The organism is Mesorhizobium sp. 8 (assembly GCF_006351905.1).
Lineage (GTDB): Bacteria > Pseudomonadota > Alphaproteobacteria > Rhizobiales > Rhizobiaceae > Mesorhizobium > Mesorhizobium composti.
Genome location: NZ_CP040914.1, coordinates 91,811 through 106,077, shown reverse-complemented (window position 1 = coordinate 106,077; position 14,267 = coordinate 91,811). Strand labels below are relative to the sequence as shown.

At 65.3% G+C, this 14,267-nt stretch carries 13 protein-coding genes; 5 read left to right on the top strand and 8 right to left on the bottom strand.

Annotated features, from left to right (window positions below; translation table 11 throughout):
- Positions 1-49: 49 nt before the first annotated feature.
- From FGU64_RS00535 to FGU64_RS00515, 5 genes are all read right to left on the bottom strand, one after another.
- Positions 50-400 (bottom strand): cupin domain-containing protein, encoded by a 351-nt coding sequence (locus FGU64_RS00535; RefSeq protein WP_139950469.1) that lies wholly within the window; start codon positions 398-400, stop codon positions 50-52.
- A gap of 56 nt (positions 401-456) precedes the next feature.
- Complete coding sequence (locus FGU64_RS00530; RefSeq protein WP_139950468.1) at positions 457-1,740, bottom strand: O-acetylhomoserine aminocarboxypropyltransferase; 1,284 nt, start codon at positions 1,738-1,740, stop codon at positions 457-459.
- A gap of 147 nt (positions 1,741-1,887) precedes the next feature.
- Entirely contained in the window at positions 1,888-2,409 is a 522-nt protein-coding gene (locus tag FGU64_RS00525) for a CoA-binding protein (protein ID WP_139950467.1), read from the bottom strand.
- A complete protein-coding gene (locus FGU64_RS00520; RefSeq protein ID WP_139955215.1) occupies positions 2,406-2,825 on the bottom strand; it encodes a VOC family protein in 420 nt (139 codons plus the stop codon). The genes FGU64_RS00525 and FGU64_RS00520 overlap by 4 nt, the downstream gene beginning before the upstream one ends.
- Complete coding sequence (locus FGU64_RS00515) at positions 2,825-3,646, bottom strand: enoyl-CoA hydratase (RefSeq protein ID WP_139950466.1); 822 nt, start codon at positions 3,644-3,646, stop codon at positions 2,825-2,827. The genes FGU64_RS00520 and FGU64_RS00515 overlap by 1 nt, the downstream gene beginning before the upstream one ends.
- Positions 3,647-3,799: 153 nt before the next feature.
- On the opposite strand from FGU64_RS00515, the gene FGU64_RS00510 reads away from it, so the two are divergent.
- The 3 genes from FGU64_RS00510 to rpsI all read left to right on the top strand — a co-directional run bounded on the left by FGU64_RS00510 (position 3,800) and on the right by rpsI (position 5,422).
- Entirely contained in the window at positions 3,800-4,252 is a 453-nt protein-coding gene (locus FGU64_RS00510; protein WP_139950465.1) for a PaaI family thioesterase, read from the top strand.
- A gap of 229 nt (positions 4,253-4,481) precedes the next feature.
- The gene (gene rplM / locus FGU64_RS00505) at positions 4,482-4,946 is read left to right on the top strand and encodes a 50S ribosomal protein L13 (RefSeq protein WP_136358174.1); all 465 of its coding nucleotides are present in this window, start codon (positions 4,482-4,484) and stop codon (positions 4,944-4,946) included.
- Entirely contained in the window at positions 4,946-5,422 is a 477-nt protein-coding gene (rpsI, locus tag FGU64_RS00500; RefSeq protein WP_136358172.1) for a 30S ribosomal protein S9, read from the top strand. Before rplM ends, rpsI begins: the two co-directional genes overlap by 1 nt.
- A gap of 159 nt (positions 5,423-5,581) precedes the next feature.
- Here the strand turns inward: rpsI and FGU64_RS00495 are convergent, their stop codons facing one another.
- On the bottom strand, positions 5,582-6,976 hold the full coding sequence (locus FGU64_RS00495) for an MFS transporter (protein WP_139950464.1): 1,395 nt from the start codon (positions 6,974-6,976) through the stop codon (positions 5,582-5,584).
- Positions 6,977-7,145: 169 nt separating this feature from the next.
- Positions 7,146-7,772 (bottom strand): invasion associated locus B family protein, encoded by a 627-nt coding sequence (locus FGU64_RS00490; RefSeq protein ID WP_136358168.1) that lies wholly within the window; start codon positions 7,770-7,772, stop codon positions 7,146-7,148.
- Positions 7,773-7,989: 217 nt separating this feature from the next.
- Here FGU64_RS00490 and FGU64_RS00485 point away from each other — a divergent pair, with 217 nt between their 5' ends.
- Together FGU64_RS00485 and FGU64_RS00480 are read left to right on the top strand one after the other, a co-directional pair.
- Complete coding sequence (locus tag FGU64_RS00485; RefSeq protein WP_139950463.1) at positions 7,990-9,804, top strand: extracellular solute-binding protein; 1,815 nt, start codon at positions 7,990-7,992, stop codon at positions 9,802-9,804.
- A 24-nt stretch (positions 9,805-9,828) separates the two neighbouring features.
- The gene (locus FGU64_RS00480; RefSeq protein ID WP_139950462.1) at positions 9,829-10,506 is read left to right on the top strand and encodes a DsbA family oxidoreductase; all 678 of its coding nucleotides are present in this window, start codon (positions 9,829-9,831) and stop codon (positions 10,504-10,506) included.
- A gap of 277 nt (positions 10,507-10,783) precedes the next feature.
- Here the strand turns inward: FGU64_RS00480 and mfd are convergent, their stop codons facing one another.
- On the bottom strand, positions 10,784-14,266 hold the full coding sequence (gene mfd, locus FGU64_RS00475) for a transcription-repair coupling factor (protein WP_139950461.1): 3,483 nt from the start codon (positions 14,264-14,266) through the stop codon (positions 10,784-10,786).
- Position 14,267: the final 1 nt, after the last annotated feature.

The window sequence follows — 14,267 nt, the reverse complement described above, 5'->3', positions numbered from 1 at the left end:
CCGGAGCTACCCATGCGCGATGACAGCGGGGTGACGGTTCCGTCAAGATTCAAAGACGGATCACGTATTCCTTGCGGGTCGTTTCAACGACTTCCCAGCTTCCCTTGAAGCCGGGCCTCAGCACGAAGGAATCGCCGGCGCGCACCGTGCGCGCCTCGCCGCCGTCCTCCGCGATCACCGAGACGCCGGACAGGATGTGGCAGAATTCCCATTCGTCGTATTCGATGCGCCATTTGCCGGGCGTCGCTTCCCAGATGCCGGCATAAAGCCCGCCGTCGCGCTCCTCGACATTCCAGGTGCGGAATTTCGGATCGCCCGCGACCAGGCGATCCGGTGCGGGCGCACCCTCCTCCGGCGTGACGCCGGCGGTGTCGATGGAAAGGAAGCTTGGCGGACTCATCGATATTCCATCCAGTATCGGGGTGCGTCCTTCGAGGCTCGCTCCCCGCCTTGATATCAGGCCTTCGCCAGCGCCTGGTCGAGGTCGGCGACGATGTCGTTGACGTCCTCGATGCCGACGGACAGCCGCACCACTTCCGGCCCGGCGCCGGCGGCGACGCGCTGTTCGTCCGACAGCTGCCGGTGCGTGGTCGAGGCCGGGTGGATGACCAGCGACTTGGTGTCGCCGATGTTGGCGAGGTGCGAGAACAGCTCCAGCGACTCGACCAGCTTGATGCCAGCGTCATAGCCGCCCTTGAGGCCGAAGGTGAATACCGCGCCGGCGCCCTTGGGCGAATACTTCTGCTGCAACGCGTGGTTCTTGTCGTTCGGCAGGCCGGGATAGGACACCCACGCCACCTTGGGGTGGTTCGACAACCAGGCGGCGACGGTCGCAGCGTTGTCGCAGTGGCGTTGCATCCTGAGCGGCAGCGTCTCCAGACCGGTCAGAATCAGGAAGGCGTTGAAGGGCGAGATCGCCGGGCCGAGGTCGCGCAGGCCGAGCACGCGCGCGGCGATGGCGAAGGCGAAGTTGCCGAAGGTCTCGTGCAGCACCATGCCGCCGTAGTCGGCACGCGGCTGCGACAGCAGCGGATACTTGCCCGACTTCGACCAGTCGAAGGTGCCGCCGTCGACGATGATGCCGCCGATCGAGTTGCCGTGGCCGCCGATGAATTTGGTCAGAGCATGGACCACGATGTCGGCGCCATGCTCGATCGGCCGCACCAGATAGGGCGAGGCCAGCGTGTTGTCGACGACCAGCGGCAGGCCGTGCTTGCGCGCGACTTCCGCGATCTTGGCGATGTCGACGAATTCGCCGCCGGGATTGGCGAGGCTTTCGATGTGGATGGCCTTGGTACGGGCGTCGATCAACTTGTCGAAGCTCGACGGGTCGTTGACGTCGGCCCAGCGCACTTCCCAGCCGAAGCTCTGGAAGGAGGAGCCGAACTGATTGATGGTGCCGCCATAGAGCTTGCGCGCGGCGACGAAGTTGTCGCCGGGGCTCATCAGCGTGTGGAAGACCAGAAGGTGCGCGGCCTGACCCGAGGCGGTGGCGAGCGCCGCCGTGCCGCCTTCAAGCGCCGCGACGCGCTCCTCCAACACCGCCTGGGTCGGGTTCATGATGCGGGTGTAGATGTTGCCGAACGCCTTGAGGCCGAACAGCGAGGCGGCGTGATCGGCATTGTCGAAGACGAAGGACGTCGTCTGGTAGATCGGCGTGGCGCGCGCGCCGGTGGCCGGATCGGGCTTGGCGCCGGCATGGACGGCAAGCGTGTTGAAGCCTGGTGCGCGCTGGTTCATGAAAAATCTCCCTCTACCCCTGCACGGAACTCGCGGCGCATTCTTGGCGAAGCCGCCGCCGGAATGCAAAGGAGAAAATTTCCCGAAGCCGGATATTTCGACGCAGATCGAAGCGACGGAAGGACCGGTCTTGGAAATTTCTTCCGGCTATTTCTGCCGGATGCCGAAACTTTGAAAGCCGGCGCGCATGACCGGCCGCTTCGCCGAGATGACGCCGGAGGAAACGCCGTTCCAGCCGATCTCGCCAGACAGCCGGCCATATTCGATCTTCGGGCAGCGGTTCATCACCACCTTGACGCCGGCGGCCTCCGCCTTCGCCGCCGCCTCGTCGTTGCGCACCGTGAGTTGCATCCAGATGACCTTGGGCAGCGGGTCGAGCGCCAGCGCCTCGTCGACGATGGCCGGGACGGCGGCGGAGGCGCGGAAAATGTCGACCATGTCGACGGCCGCCGGGACATCCGCCAGCCTGGCATAGGTCATGCGTCCGAGGATCTCCCTGCCGGCATGGCCGGGATTGACGGGAAAGGCCTCGAAACCCTTGGCCAGCAGGTATTTCAGCACGAAGAAGCTCGGCCGCACCTCGTTGGCCGAGGCGCCGACGATGGCGATTGTCCGTACGGAATTGAGAATGCCGGCGATGTAGGCGTTGTCGTAACTGTCGTGATTCATGCGGGCAACGCTATACGGCCTTCCGCGTCGATCGGGAAATCGGGATTGTGGGCGACCTCCCAGAGATTGTTCTCCGGGTCGGCAAAATAGCCGTACCAACCGCCCCAGAAGGCGCGACCGGCCGGTTTCACGATACGACCTCCGGCCTTCTCGGCCTCAGCCAAAACGTCATCCACCTCGGCATCCGAGCGGGTGTTGTAGGCGAGATAGACGCGCGGCGGCGCCGTGCCGAAAGCGATGCCGGCGTCCTCCTCGGCGCTGGCGCGCGGAAAAAGCCCGAGGATCGCGCCGCCCATCTGGAAGAAAGCGACGCCGTCGCGGATACGGTGGCGCACCAGGCCCATCGCCTCGTAGAAGGCTGCCATGCGGTCGAGATCGTCGACGGCGATGGTGATGATCGAGATACGGGGTTCCATCACTCGCCCTTCCACTCCGGCTTGCGCTTGCCGACGAAGGCGCCGATGCCTTCCTCCGCGTCGCGCGCCAGCATGTTCTCGACCATGACGCGGGCGGTGTAGTCGTAGGCGTCGGACAGCCCCATCTCGACCTGGCGGTAGAAGGCCTCCTTGCCGATCTTCAGCGTCAAAGGCGATTTGGACGCAATGGTTTCGGCGTATTTGTTCACGACCTGATTCAAATATTCGCGCGGCACGACACGGTTGACGAGGCCGAACTCCTTGGCGGTGGCGGCGTCGATCGTCTCGCCTGTCAGCAGCATCTCCATCGCCTGCTTGCGGCTGGCATTGCGCGACAGCGCCACCATCGGGGTAGAGCAGAACAGGCCGATGTGGACGCCCGGCGTGCAGAAGGTCGCCTCATGCGCGGCGACCGCGAGGTCGCAGCTCGCCACAAGTTGCAGGCCGGCGGCGGTGGCCAGCCCCTCGACCTCGGCGATGACGGGTTTCGGGCAATGGACGATGGCCTGCATCAGGTCCGAGCAGTCGGAAAAGGTACGCTCGAAGAATGCCCTGCCCCGGTCGACGTCGGCCCGGTGCGCGGTCAGTTCCTTGAGGTCATGACCGGCGCAGAACACTTTCCCCGGCGCGGCGAGGACGACGACGCGCACCGACCTGTCGGCGCCGGCCCGCTCGATCTCGGCCTGGAGGGCGGCCATCATGGCCAGCGACAGCGCATTGGCCGGCGGATTGGCCAGCGTCAGGCGCAAGGTGCCGCCTGTCTGCTCGATGATTATGGGGCCTTGCGCATCCTGGCGCTTGATGGCGACGACTTCTGCCAATTTCTCCTCCATGGCTGCGACGGCGGCTGGATGGCCCGACATTAGTACGCCCGTCCGCGAGGTCCAACCGTGTTCGTCTGTGCCAGAACCAAAGGCGCGCTGGACGAACGTTTCCGGCATCGCCATACAGGCAGCGGAACAAAAGGAGGCGACATGCCCGCGCAGGCCAACCTGACACCGGTGCTGACGGCGAAAGAGGTCAACGATCTCATGGCCTCGGCGTTCCCCCAGCTCAACCGGGGCGGCCATTTCTACGAAGCCATCGAGGTCTTTCCCGGCGGCTGCACGGTCCGCCTCAACGCCGACGAGCGGCACCTGAGGCCCGGCGGCACGGTATCAGGCCCGGCGCTGTTCACGCTGGCCGACATCGGCGGCTACGCCTGCGTGCTTTCCCATGCCGGGCCGGACGCGCTGTCGGTCACCGTGAACCTGGACATCAACTTCATGCGCAAGGCCGAAGCCGGGCCGATCGACGGTCGCTGCCGTATCCTCAAGCTCGGCAAGACCCTGATGGTGTTCGACATCGACATCATGGCCGGACCGGACGGGGAAACGGTGGCGCATGCGACCGGCACCTATTCGATCCCGCCGAAGAGGGTGGCATGATCCATGCGGTAAAATAATACCGCATTGTCAATCTATTGATTTTGCTATTTTTTATTCGCCAGCAACGATTTCATTCGGCTTGACGCCGTTTCCGCCCTCCCCTATAAGCACTACCGGAACAGCGGCCCGAAAAGGCCGCCGTTTTGTTATTGACGGCGCAGGCCGCCAAGCCAAGCAACAAGAAACGCCTTCGGCCTTCGGGCGGAGGGTCCCAAAGAGAGCACGAACCATGGCAACCTTTTCGCAGAAGCCTGCGGACGTGGTGAAGAAGTGGGTGCTGATCGACGCCGAGGGTCTCGTCGTCGGCCGGCTCGCCACCGTCATCGCCAACCGTCTGCGCGGCAAGCACAAGCCCACCTTCACCCCGCATGTCGACGACGGCGACAACGTCATCGTCATCAATGCCGACAAGGTGGTCTTCACCGGCAAGAAGTACACCGACAAGGTCTACTACTGGCACACCGGCCACCCCGGCGGCATCAAGGAGCGTACCGCGCGCCAGCTGCTCGAGGGCCGCTTCCCCGAGCGCGTCGTCGAGAAGGCCGTCGAGCGCATGATCCCGCGCGGCCCGCTCGGCCGTCGCCAGATGAAGAACCTCCGCGTCTATGCTGGCGCCGAGCATCCGCACACCGCCCAGCAGCCCGAGACGCTCGACGTCGGCGCGCTGAACGCCAAGAACAAGAGGGCTTCGTAATGGCTGAGCTTTCCTCGCTCGCAGAACTGGGCACCGCCGTCGCTGCTGAGCAGCCGGCCGCCCCCGTGCACGTCCAGAAGCTCGACAAGTCGGGCCGCGCCTACGCCACCGGCAAGCGCAAGGACGCCATCGCCCGCGTCTGGGTGAAGCCCGGCTCCGGCAAGATCATCATCAACGACAAAGAATTCGGCGCCTATTTCGCCCGTCCCGTGCTGCAGATGATCCTCAAGCAGCCGATCGTCGCGGCCAACCGTGACGGCCAGTACGACATCGTCGCCACCGTCGCCGGCGGCGGCCTGTCCGGCCAGGCGGGCGCCGTTCGCCACGGCATCTCCAAGGCGCTGACCTACTACGAGCCGACGCTGCGCGGCGTGCTCAAGAAGGGCGGCTTCCTGACCCGCGACAGCCGCGTGGTCGAGCGCAAGAAGTACGGCAAGGCCAAGGCTCGCCGCAGCTTCCAGTTCTCCAAGCGGTGAGGTTTCGATCGGCCGCAAGGCCGAGCTGAATGTCCGGTGGACATTCAGCAGAAACCGAACGCCCGGAGTCATAGCGAAGGGCAGCGTTTCAAGGACTGGCATCAATTCAAAAAGGCCGCCTTCGGGCGGCCTTTTCGTATGTCCGGTGCGGATATGGCGTTACGCCGGCTCTTCCGCTTCGCCGGAACGCGTGACAAAGATCATAACGGCACCAGCCGCGAACCCCGTCAGCACCGCCGAGATGGCCAGGGCCATGTGCATGCCGGCAACGAGGCCGAAGGACGTCAGCGCGCCGAACAGCGCTACGCCGATGGCGCCGGAGGTCTGCCTGATCGTGTTTAGAACGCCGGACGCCATGCCGGCCATGCCGGGCGGCACGGCTTCCAGGACCGCGGTCGTCATTGCCGGCACGGCAAGACCGGTGCCAATGGTGAGCACCAGAAGACGCCAGATCAGCGAGGCGTAGGGCGTCGCAGCATCCACCGACAGAAGCAGGGCGAAGCCGAGCATGGCGACGGCGGGACCGACGATCAGCGGCAGACGCACGCCATAGCGGGCCACCGCCGGGCCGGCCGCCACGTTGGCGACAACGACGGCGGCGAGGAACGGCATGAAGGCAGCGCCGGCCACCACCGGCGAATAGCCCTTCACCTGCTGGAAATAGAAACTCAGCAGGAAGATCAGGCCGTAGGTGGTCATGTTCACCGCCAGCCCGACGAAATTGGCAACGGCGAAGGCGGGAATGCGAAAAAGGTCGAGCGGCAGCAACGGATGGCGGGCACGGAGCTCGACAGCGATGAAGGCCACGCCGGCACCGGCAGCCATGGCAAAGGCTGAAAGGACGAGCGGAGCACCGAATCCGGACGTGCCGCCCTCGATGACCGCCGCCGTCAGGATGAACGGCACAAGGACGGCGAGCGCCTGGCCGGCGATGTCGATGGGCGGCCGCTCCGGCTTCACCGGCGTCTCGTCGAGAAAGGCCATCGCCATCGCGATGGCTGCGATGCCGATCGGCAGGTTCAACAGGAAGATGCTCTGCCAGCCAAACCGGTCGACCAGCAGGCCGCCGAGCGGCGGGCCAGCGGCCAGGGCAGCCGCGCCCGCCGCCGTCCAGATCGAAACGCCCCTCGCCCGTAATGCGCTGTTGCCGTTGCTGGCATGGCTGAGCAGCGCCAGGGAACACGGCATCAGCATCGCCGCCCCTATTCCCTGCGCGGCCCGCGCCGCCACCAGCAGGGCGCCGTTCACGGCGAGGGCGCAACCCAGCGACGCCAAGGTGAAAACCGCCATACCGAGACTGAAGATGCGGCGTGCGCCGACGCGATCGCCGAGCGCCCCGCCCGCCATCAAGAGCGCGGCAAAGGCCAGCGCATAGCCGTCGACCACCCATTGCAGGCCTGCCACATTCGTCGACAACGCCGCGCCGATCCGTGTCAGGGCGATGTTGACGACGGATATATCGAGCTGGACGACGACGAAGCCGAAGCTGGTCGTCACCACGGCCAAAGCGTAAGGGATGCGGGACGAACCGGTTCGATGACGTGCGGCAGGCATGTCCGCCAAGTAAGCCGAACGCCACGCCACGCAAGACGGAGCGGTCGCGGCTGCTGACAGCATCCTGTCGGCAGGAGAATTTGCGTTCGCCGACGAAAAAGGCTCCGGCGCGGACCGGAGCCTTTTTTCATGTCGTTTCGAGCCGCCGCAAAATCGGCGGCGCCCGTGATCAGTTGCCGGCCTTGGCCTTCTCCTGCTCTTCCTTGAGCTTCTTGGCGAAGTCCTCGTTGTTCTTGGCAACGAAGTCCTGCAGCTTCTTCTGCCGGTCCTCGATGTCGGACTGCTTCAAGGCCGGACCGTCGAAGGCTTCGCTGAAGCCGGTCAGGGCGACCTTGATCGGGTTCGGCTGGTTCTGGAAATTGATCGAGGTCAGCGTAAGTTGCTGGCCCTTCTTGAAGGAGGTGACGAGCTGGTCGGTCAGCGGCACCTCGGCCACGCAACGGTCGGGGAAGCAGATGACGTAGTCGAGCTTCTGCGTCTTGCCGCCGTCGACCTGCAGGCCGATGCCGGGCTGCACCAGACGGCCGGTCGGCACGGTGACCTGGAAGACCTTGCGGTTCACCTTGCCGCGCAGGTCGATCAGGCTGACGCCGGTGATGAGCTGGCCGTTGCCGGCGGTGGTGATGTTCTGCACGTTGCAGATGTCGACGTCTTCCTGCTTGGTGCAGGCCTTGAACCAGCCCTGCGGAATCTGCTGCTGCTGAGCCGAGGCCGAGGGAACGGCAGCACCAAGCACGCCGGCCACGCCGGCGGCCACGAGCGAAAGGCGGAATGCGTTGCTGTTCAGGCTCGTCATATGGTGCAATCCTCTGAAATGGTCGTGCCGGCTTTGCGCGCCTCGCGACGTGCTACCTCTTGCCGAAATGAGGCAACAGAATGACTTGCGCGGCGTGTTACACTGCCCGCGCCGTCGAATCCAGTCCACCGGCTTCATTTCTTTGGCAGATGCCGTCAGGGTGCGCATGCTAGTTTCGAAACCGAATCACCCGTTCGAACATCGAGGCAAACCGGTCATGCGCCGCATCTCTTTCCGGCTGGCTGCCGCCGTCCTTTCAACCTTCCTCGCCGCCGTGCCGGCGCGGGCGGCGCAAGGCATCGCCATGCAGGGCGAACCCGAACTGCCGCCCGGCTACACGCATTTTCCCTACGCCAATCCGGACGCGCCGAAGGGTGGCGCGATCACCTATTGCGTGGTCGGCACTTTCGACAACCTCAACCCGTTCATCATCAAGAGCCTGCGCACCACCGCGCGCGGCGTGATCGACATCATCTACGGCAATCTCGTCTTCGAGACGCTGATGGCGCGCAACTACGACGAGGCGTTCGGCCTCTACGGCCTGCTCGCGGACGACGTGAAGATGGACCCCGACCGAAAGTGGATCGAATTCCACCTCGATCCGAAGGCGAAGTGGTCGGACGGCGAGCCGGTAACGCCGGAGGACGTGCTGTTCACCTACGATACCTACACCGAAAAGGGCCGGCCGCCCTATTCCGACCGCATGAAGAAGGTGGCGAAGCTGGAGAAGACCGGCGAGCGCAGCGTCAAGTTCACCTTCAACGACAAGGCCGACCGCGAATTTCCGCTGATTATCGCGATGACGCCGATCATTCCGAAGCACGCCTTCGACAAGGAAACCTTCGACCGCACGACTCTGAAGCCGGTCATCGGCTCCGGTCCTTATACGATCGCGGAGGTGAAGCCCGGCGACCGCATCGTCTTCAAGCGCAATCCCGACTACTGGGGCAAGGACATTCCGGCCAAACGCGGCTTCGACAACTACGACCAGATCACCGTCCAGTATTTCCTCAACGCCAACGCGATGACGGAGGCTTTCAAGAAAGGCATCTGCGCCATCGACACCGAGACGGACCCGGTCAAGCGCGAGCGCGACCTGGATTTCCCCGCCTACAAGCAGGGCAAGGTCGTGGCCGAGACGTTCCAGTCCGGCATACCTCCGGTGGTGAACGGCTTCCTGTTCAACACGCGGCTGAAGAAGTTCGCCGATCCGGCCGTGCGGCGCGCGCTCGGCATGCTCTACGACTTCGAATGGGCCAACAAGAACCTGTTCGATGGCAAGTTCACCCGCACCATGAGCTACTGGCAGGGTTCGGAACTGTCGGCGCTCGGCCATCCGGCGAGCGAAAAGGAAAAGGCGCTGCTCGCCCCCTTCCCCGGCCGCGTGCCGCCCGACGTCATGGACGGCACATGGCGGCCGCCAGTGACGGACGGTTCCGGACAGGACCGCAAGGTGTTGAAGGCCGCCTACGACGTGCTGAAAACCGCCGGCTACCACATCGAAGGCGGCCATATGGTCGATCCGCAGGGCCAGCCCTTCGGCTTCGAGATCCTGACGTCCAGCCAGGAGGAGGAGCGGTTGGCCGCGCTCTACCAGCGCACTCTGGCCAAGCTCGGCATCGAGGTGACGATCCGCGCGCTGGACGGCGACCAGATCCAGTCGCGCAAGCAGCGCTTCGATTTCGACGTGCTGATCGGCTCCACCGGCTTCACCAATTCACTGTCGCCGGGCATCGAGCAGATCGGCCGCTGGGGCTCGGCTTCAGCCAATGTCGAGGGCTCGTTCAACCTCGCCGGGGTCGCCGATCCGGCCGTCGACGCGGCGATCGAGGCGATGCTCAACGCGCGCCAGAAGGACGACTTCGTCGCCGCCGTCAGGGTGCTCGACCGGCTTCTGATCTCGGGCAACTACATGGTGCCGATGCAGCACAATACCGAGCAGTGGATTGCGTACTGGGCCTATATGGCCCATCCTGACAAGACGTCGCTCTACGGCTACCAGTTGCCGACGTGGTGGCGGAAGGCGAACTGATCGCCAGCGGCGAAAGGACAAGCCATGAGCGACAATTCAATCAGCATCGACGTGGTGTCCGACGTCGTCTGTCCCTGGTGCTTCCTCGGCGAAAAGCGCCTCAGGGCGGCCATCGCCGCGGTCGGCGACGTCGACGTCACCGTGCGCTGGCGGCCGTTCCAGCTCGACCCGACCATTCCGCCGGAAGGCAAGGACCGCAAGGACTACATGCGCGCCAAGTTCGGCGACGGCGACCGGCTGCATCAGATCCATGCCAACCTGACCTCGCTCGGCGCCGTCGAAGGCATTTCCTTCGACTTCGACGCCATTCGCGTCTCCCCCAACACGCTCGACGCCCACCGCGTCATCCGCTGGGCCGGGACGATGGGCGAGGCCGAGCAGAACAGGCTCGTCGAGGAACTGTTCAGCCGCTATTTCGAGCGCGGCGAGAATACCGGCGACGCCGGCGTGCTGATCGAGGCGGCAAAGGCGGCCGGCATGGACACCGCCGTGGTCGAGACGCTTCTGCCGACCGACGCCGACGCCGATGCGGTGCGCGCCGAGATCAACACCGCCGCGCGCATGGGCATCACCGGCGTGCCCTGCTTCCTGCTGGAAGGCAAATACGCCGTCATGGGCGCGCAGGAGACCGGTGTGCTGGCAGACGCCATCCGCCAGATCGCGGCGGCGAAGGCGCGAGGCGAATTGGAAAAGGCGGAATAACGCGCTTTCTTCGTCAGATTTCGCCTTTTCCCTCAGGTGCGTCCTTCGAGGCTCGCTGTGCTCGCACCTCAGGATGAGGGAGGTGGTTTGCTCGGCTTCACTTTCTTAGATCGTTTCACCGTTTCATGGAAACAGCGTAACGATCTATCTCTTTGTTTTAGCCGCATTTGTGCGACGCCGGACGATTCCGTCCGGCTGCAAAATGCTCTAGGTTCAATACAAAACGGCCTTCATCTTGAGGTGCGAGCGACGCGAGCCTTGAAGGACGCACCAAAAACTACCCCGCCAGCTTCGCCAGCTGGGTCATGACCACGGCGGAGCCGGACAGGCGCTTCTCCGCATTCGGCCAGTCGCGGATGAAGACGATGGAATGATCGGCGCGGATCTTGGCCAGCGAGCCCTGGTCGCCGATGTATTTGACCAGCCCGGCCGGATTGGCGAAGGTCTTGTTGCGGAAGTGGATGACGACGCCCTTCGGCCCGGCGTCCAGCTTCTCGACATTGGCCTTGCGGCACAGCGCCTTGATGAAGACGATCTTCAACAGGTGCTTGACCTCCTCCGGCAGCGGGCCGAAGCGGTCGATCAGTTCGGCGCCGAAGCCGTCGATCTCTTCCGGCGTCTCCAGGTCGCCGAGCCGGCGGTAGAGCGCCAGCCGCAGCTGCAGGTCGGGCACGTAGCTTTCGGGGATCATGACGGCGGTGCCGATGGCGATCTGCGGCGACCAGCCGGTGTCCTGCGTCTCGCCCGAATCCTTCACCTCGGCCACGGCTTCCTCCAGCATCTGCTGGTAGAGCTCGAAGCCGACCTCCTTGATATGGCCGGACTGCTCCTCGCCCAGAAGATTGCCGGCACCGCGGATGTCGAGGTCGTGGCTGGCAAGCTGGAAGCCGGCTCCCAGCGTGTCCAGCGATTGCAGCACCTTGAGGCGGCGGTCGGCCGTGTCGGTCAGCTTCTTGTTGGCCGGCAGCGTGAACAGGGCATAGGCGCGCAGCTTCGAGCGGCCGACGCGGCCGCGCAACTGGTAGAGCTGCGCGAGGCCGAACATGTCGGCGCGATGGACAATCAGCGTGTTGGCGGTCGGGATATCGAGGCCCGATTCCACGATGGTGGTGGACAAAAGCACGTCGTACTGTCCGTCGTAGAAGGCGTTCATGATGTCGTCCAACTCACCGGGCGGCATCTGGCCGTGGGCGACGCCGACCTTCAGTTCCGGCACCTCCGCCTTCAGGAAATCGTGGATTTCGGCCAGATCGCTGATGCGTGGCACAACATAGAAGGACTGGCCGCCGCGATAGCGCTCGCGCAGCAGCGTCTCGCGGATCACCAGCGGATCAAAGGGCGAGATGAAAGTGCGCACCGCCATGCGATCCACCGGCGGCGTGGCGATCAGCGAAAGCTCCCGCACGCCCGTCAGCGCCAGCTGCAGCGTGCGCGGTATGGGCGTGGCAGACAGCGTCAGCACATGCACGTCCGACTTCAGCTCCTTCAGCCGTTCCTTGTGCTTGACGCCGAAATGCTGCTCCTCGTCGACGATCAGCAGTCCGAGGCGCTTGAACGAGATCGAGGAGCCCAGCAGCGCATGGGTGCCGACGACGATATCGACGGTGCCTTCCGCGATCTCCTTCTTGACCTGCGCAAGCTCCTTGGCGCCGACCATGCGTGAGGCCTGTGCGACGCGCACCGGCAGGCCGGCGAAACGCTGCTTGAAGGTCTTGTAATGCTGGCGCGACAGAAGCGTGGTCGGCACCACCACCGCCACCTGAAAGCCTTCCATGGCGGCGACGAAAGCGGCGCGCAGCGCCACCTCGGTCTTGCCGAAGCCGACGTCGCCGCACACCAGCCGGTCCATCGGCCGGCCGGCCGAGAGATCGCCGGCGACGGCGTCGATGGCGTTCTGCTGGTCGTCCGTCTCCTCATAGGGGAAGCGGGCGGCGAACTCGCCGTAGAGCCCGTCCTGCGGGATCATGGTCGGGGCGGAGCGCATCTGCCGCTCGGCGGCGATGCGGATCAGTTGCCCTGCCATGTCGAGCAGGCGCTTCTTCATCCGCGCCTTGCGCGCTTGCCAGGCACCACCGCCCAGTTTGTCGAGCGTGGCTTCCGCCGAATCCGAGCCGTAGCGCGACAGAAGCTCGATGTTCTCCACCGGCAGGAACAGCCGGTCGTCGCCGGCGTAGTGGATCTCCAGGCAGTCGTGCGGCGCGCCCGCCGCCTCGATGGTGCGCAAGCCGATGAAACGGCCGATGCCGTGGTCGGCATGGACGACGATATCGCCGGCCGACAGCGACGCTGCCTCGACGATGAAGTCGGAAGCGCGCTTGCGCTTCTTGGAACGCCGCACCAGCCGGTCGCCAAGGATGTCCTGCTCGGCGACAACGACGAGGCCGTCCGTCTCGAAGCCGGTTTCCAGCGGCAGCACGGCAAGCGCCGCCTGCCCCGTCTCCAGCCTCTCCACCTCGGCCAGCGTGGCGACGGTCTTCAATTTGCCGAGATGGTGTTCGGCGAGAATCTGGCCAAGCCGGTCGAGCGAGCCGTCGGTCCAGCCGGCGACGACGACGCGGCGCCTCTTCGCCCGCTCGTCGGCGATGTGCTTCACCGCCGTCTCGAAGACGTTGGCGTTGGGGTCGGCACGCTCCTCGGCGAAGCTGCGCCCGGCGCGCGAGCCGGCGTGAAACACCTTCCTGTCGCTCGCTTCGGGTGCTGCGAAGGGCGTCAGTTCGATGGCCTCGCGGCCGGCGGTCGCCTGGTTGACGCCCTCCGGCGACAGGTAGAGCAGGTCCGGCGCCACCGGCTTGTAGGGCACCGCGTCCTTGAGCGCACCCTGGTTGCGGCGCGCCTCGAAGTGATCGAGGATCAGCTTGCGGCGCTCGGCCAGCGCCTCGTGCGCCAGATGGTCGAACACCACCGGCGCCTCCGGCAGGTAGTCGAACACCGTCTCCAGCCGCTCGTAGAAGAAGGGCAGCCAATGCTCCATGCCGGCGAAGCGGCGGCCTTCGCTGACCGCCGCATAGAGCGCGTCGTCGCGCGAGGGCGCGCCGAACGTCTCGATATAGGCGCGGCGGAAGCGGCTGATCGTGTCCGGCGTCAGCGCCACCTCGCTCATCGCCTGCAAGACGAGCTGGTTGCGCTGGCCGGTGGTGCGCTGGCTGGCGGGATCGAAGGCGCGGATCGATTCCAGCGTGTCGCCGAAGAAATCGAGCCTCAGCGCGTCCTCCGCACCCGGCACGAACAGGTCGAGGATGCCGCCGCGCACGGCGAACTCGCCGACCTCGCGCACCGTCGGCACGCGCTCGAAACCGGAGGTTTCCAGCCGCGCAATCAGCACCTTCATGTCGATCTGGTTGCCGGGCTTGGCCCGGAACGTCTGCGCTTCGATCGATGCTGCCGGCGGCACGCGCTGCAACAGCGCGTTGGCGGTGGTGAGCACGACGGCGCGGTGCGGCTTGCCCGCAAGTGCGGCCATGCCGGCCAGCGCGTCGAGCCGGCGCGCGGCCGCATCGGAGCCTGGCGAGACGCGGTCATAGGGCAGGCAGTCCCATGCCGGAAGCTCCAGCACCGGCAGGTCGGGCGCGGCGAAGGCCAGCGCCTCGACGATGGCCGGCAGGCGCTGGCCGTCGCGGGCGACGAAGACCAGCGGCCGGTCGGGCGCGATCTCGCCGGCGATTGCGGCCAGCGCAAAGGCTTCGTAGCCGTCGGCCACCTCATCGACGATGAAGGAGCCGGCGCGGCCTTTCGGCAGGCCGATGGAGGGAATGAGTTTCATT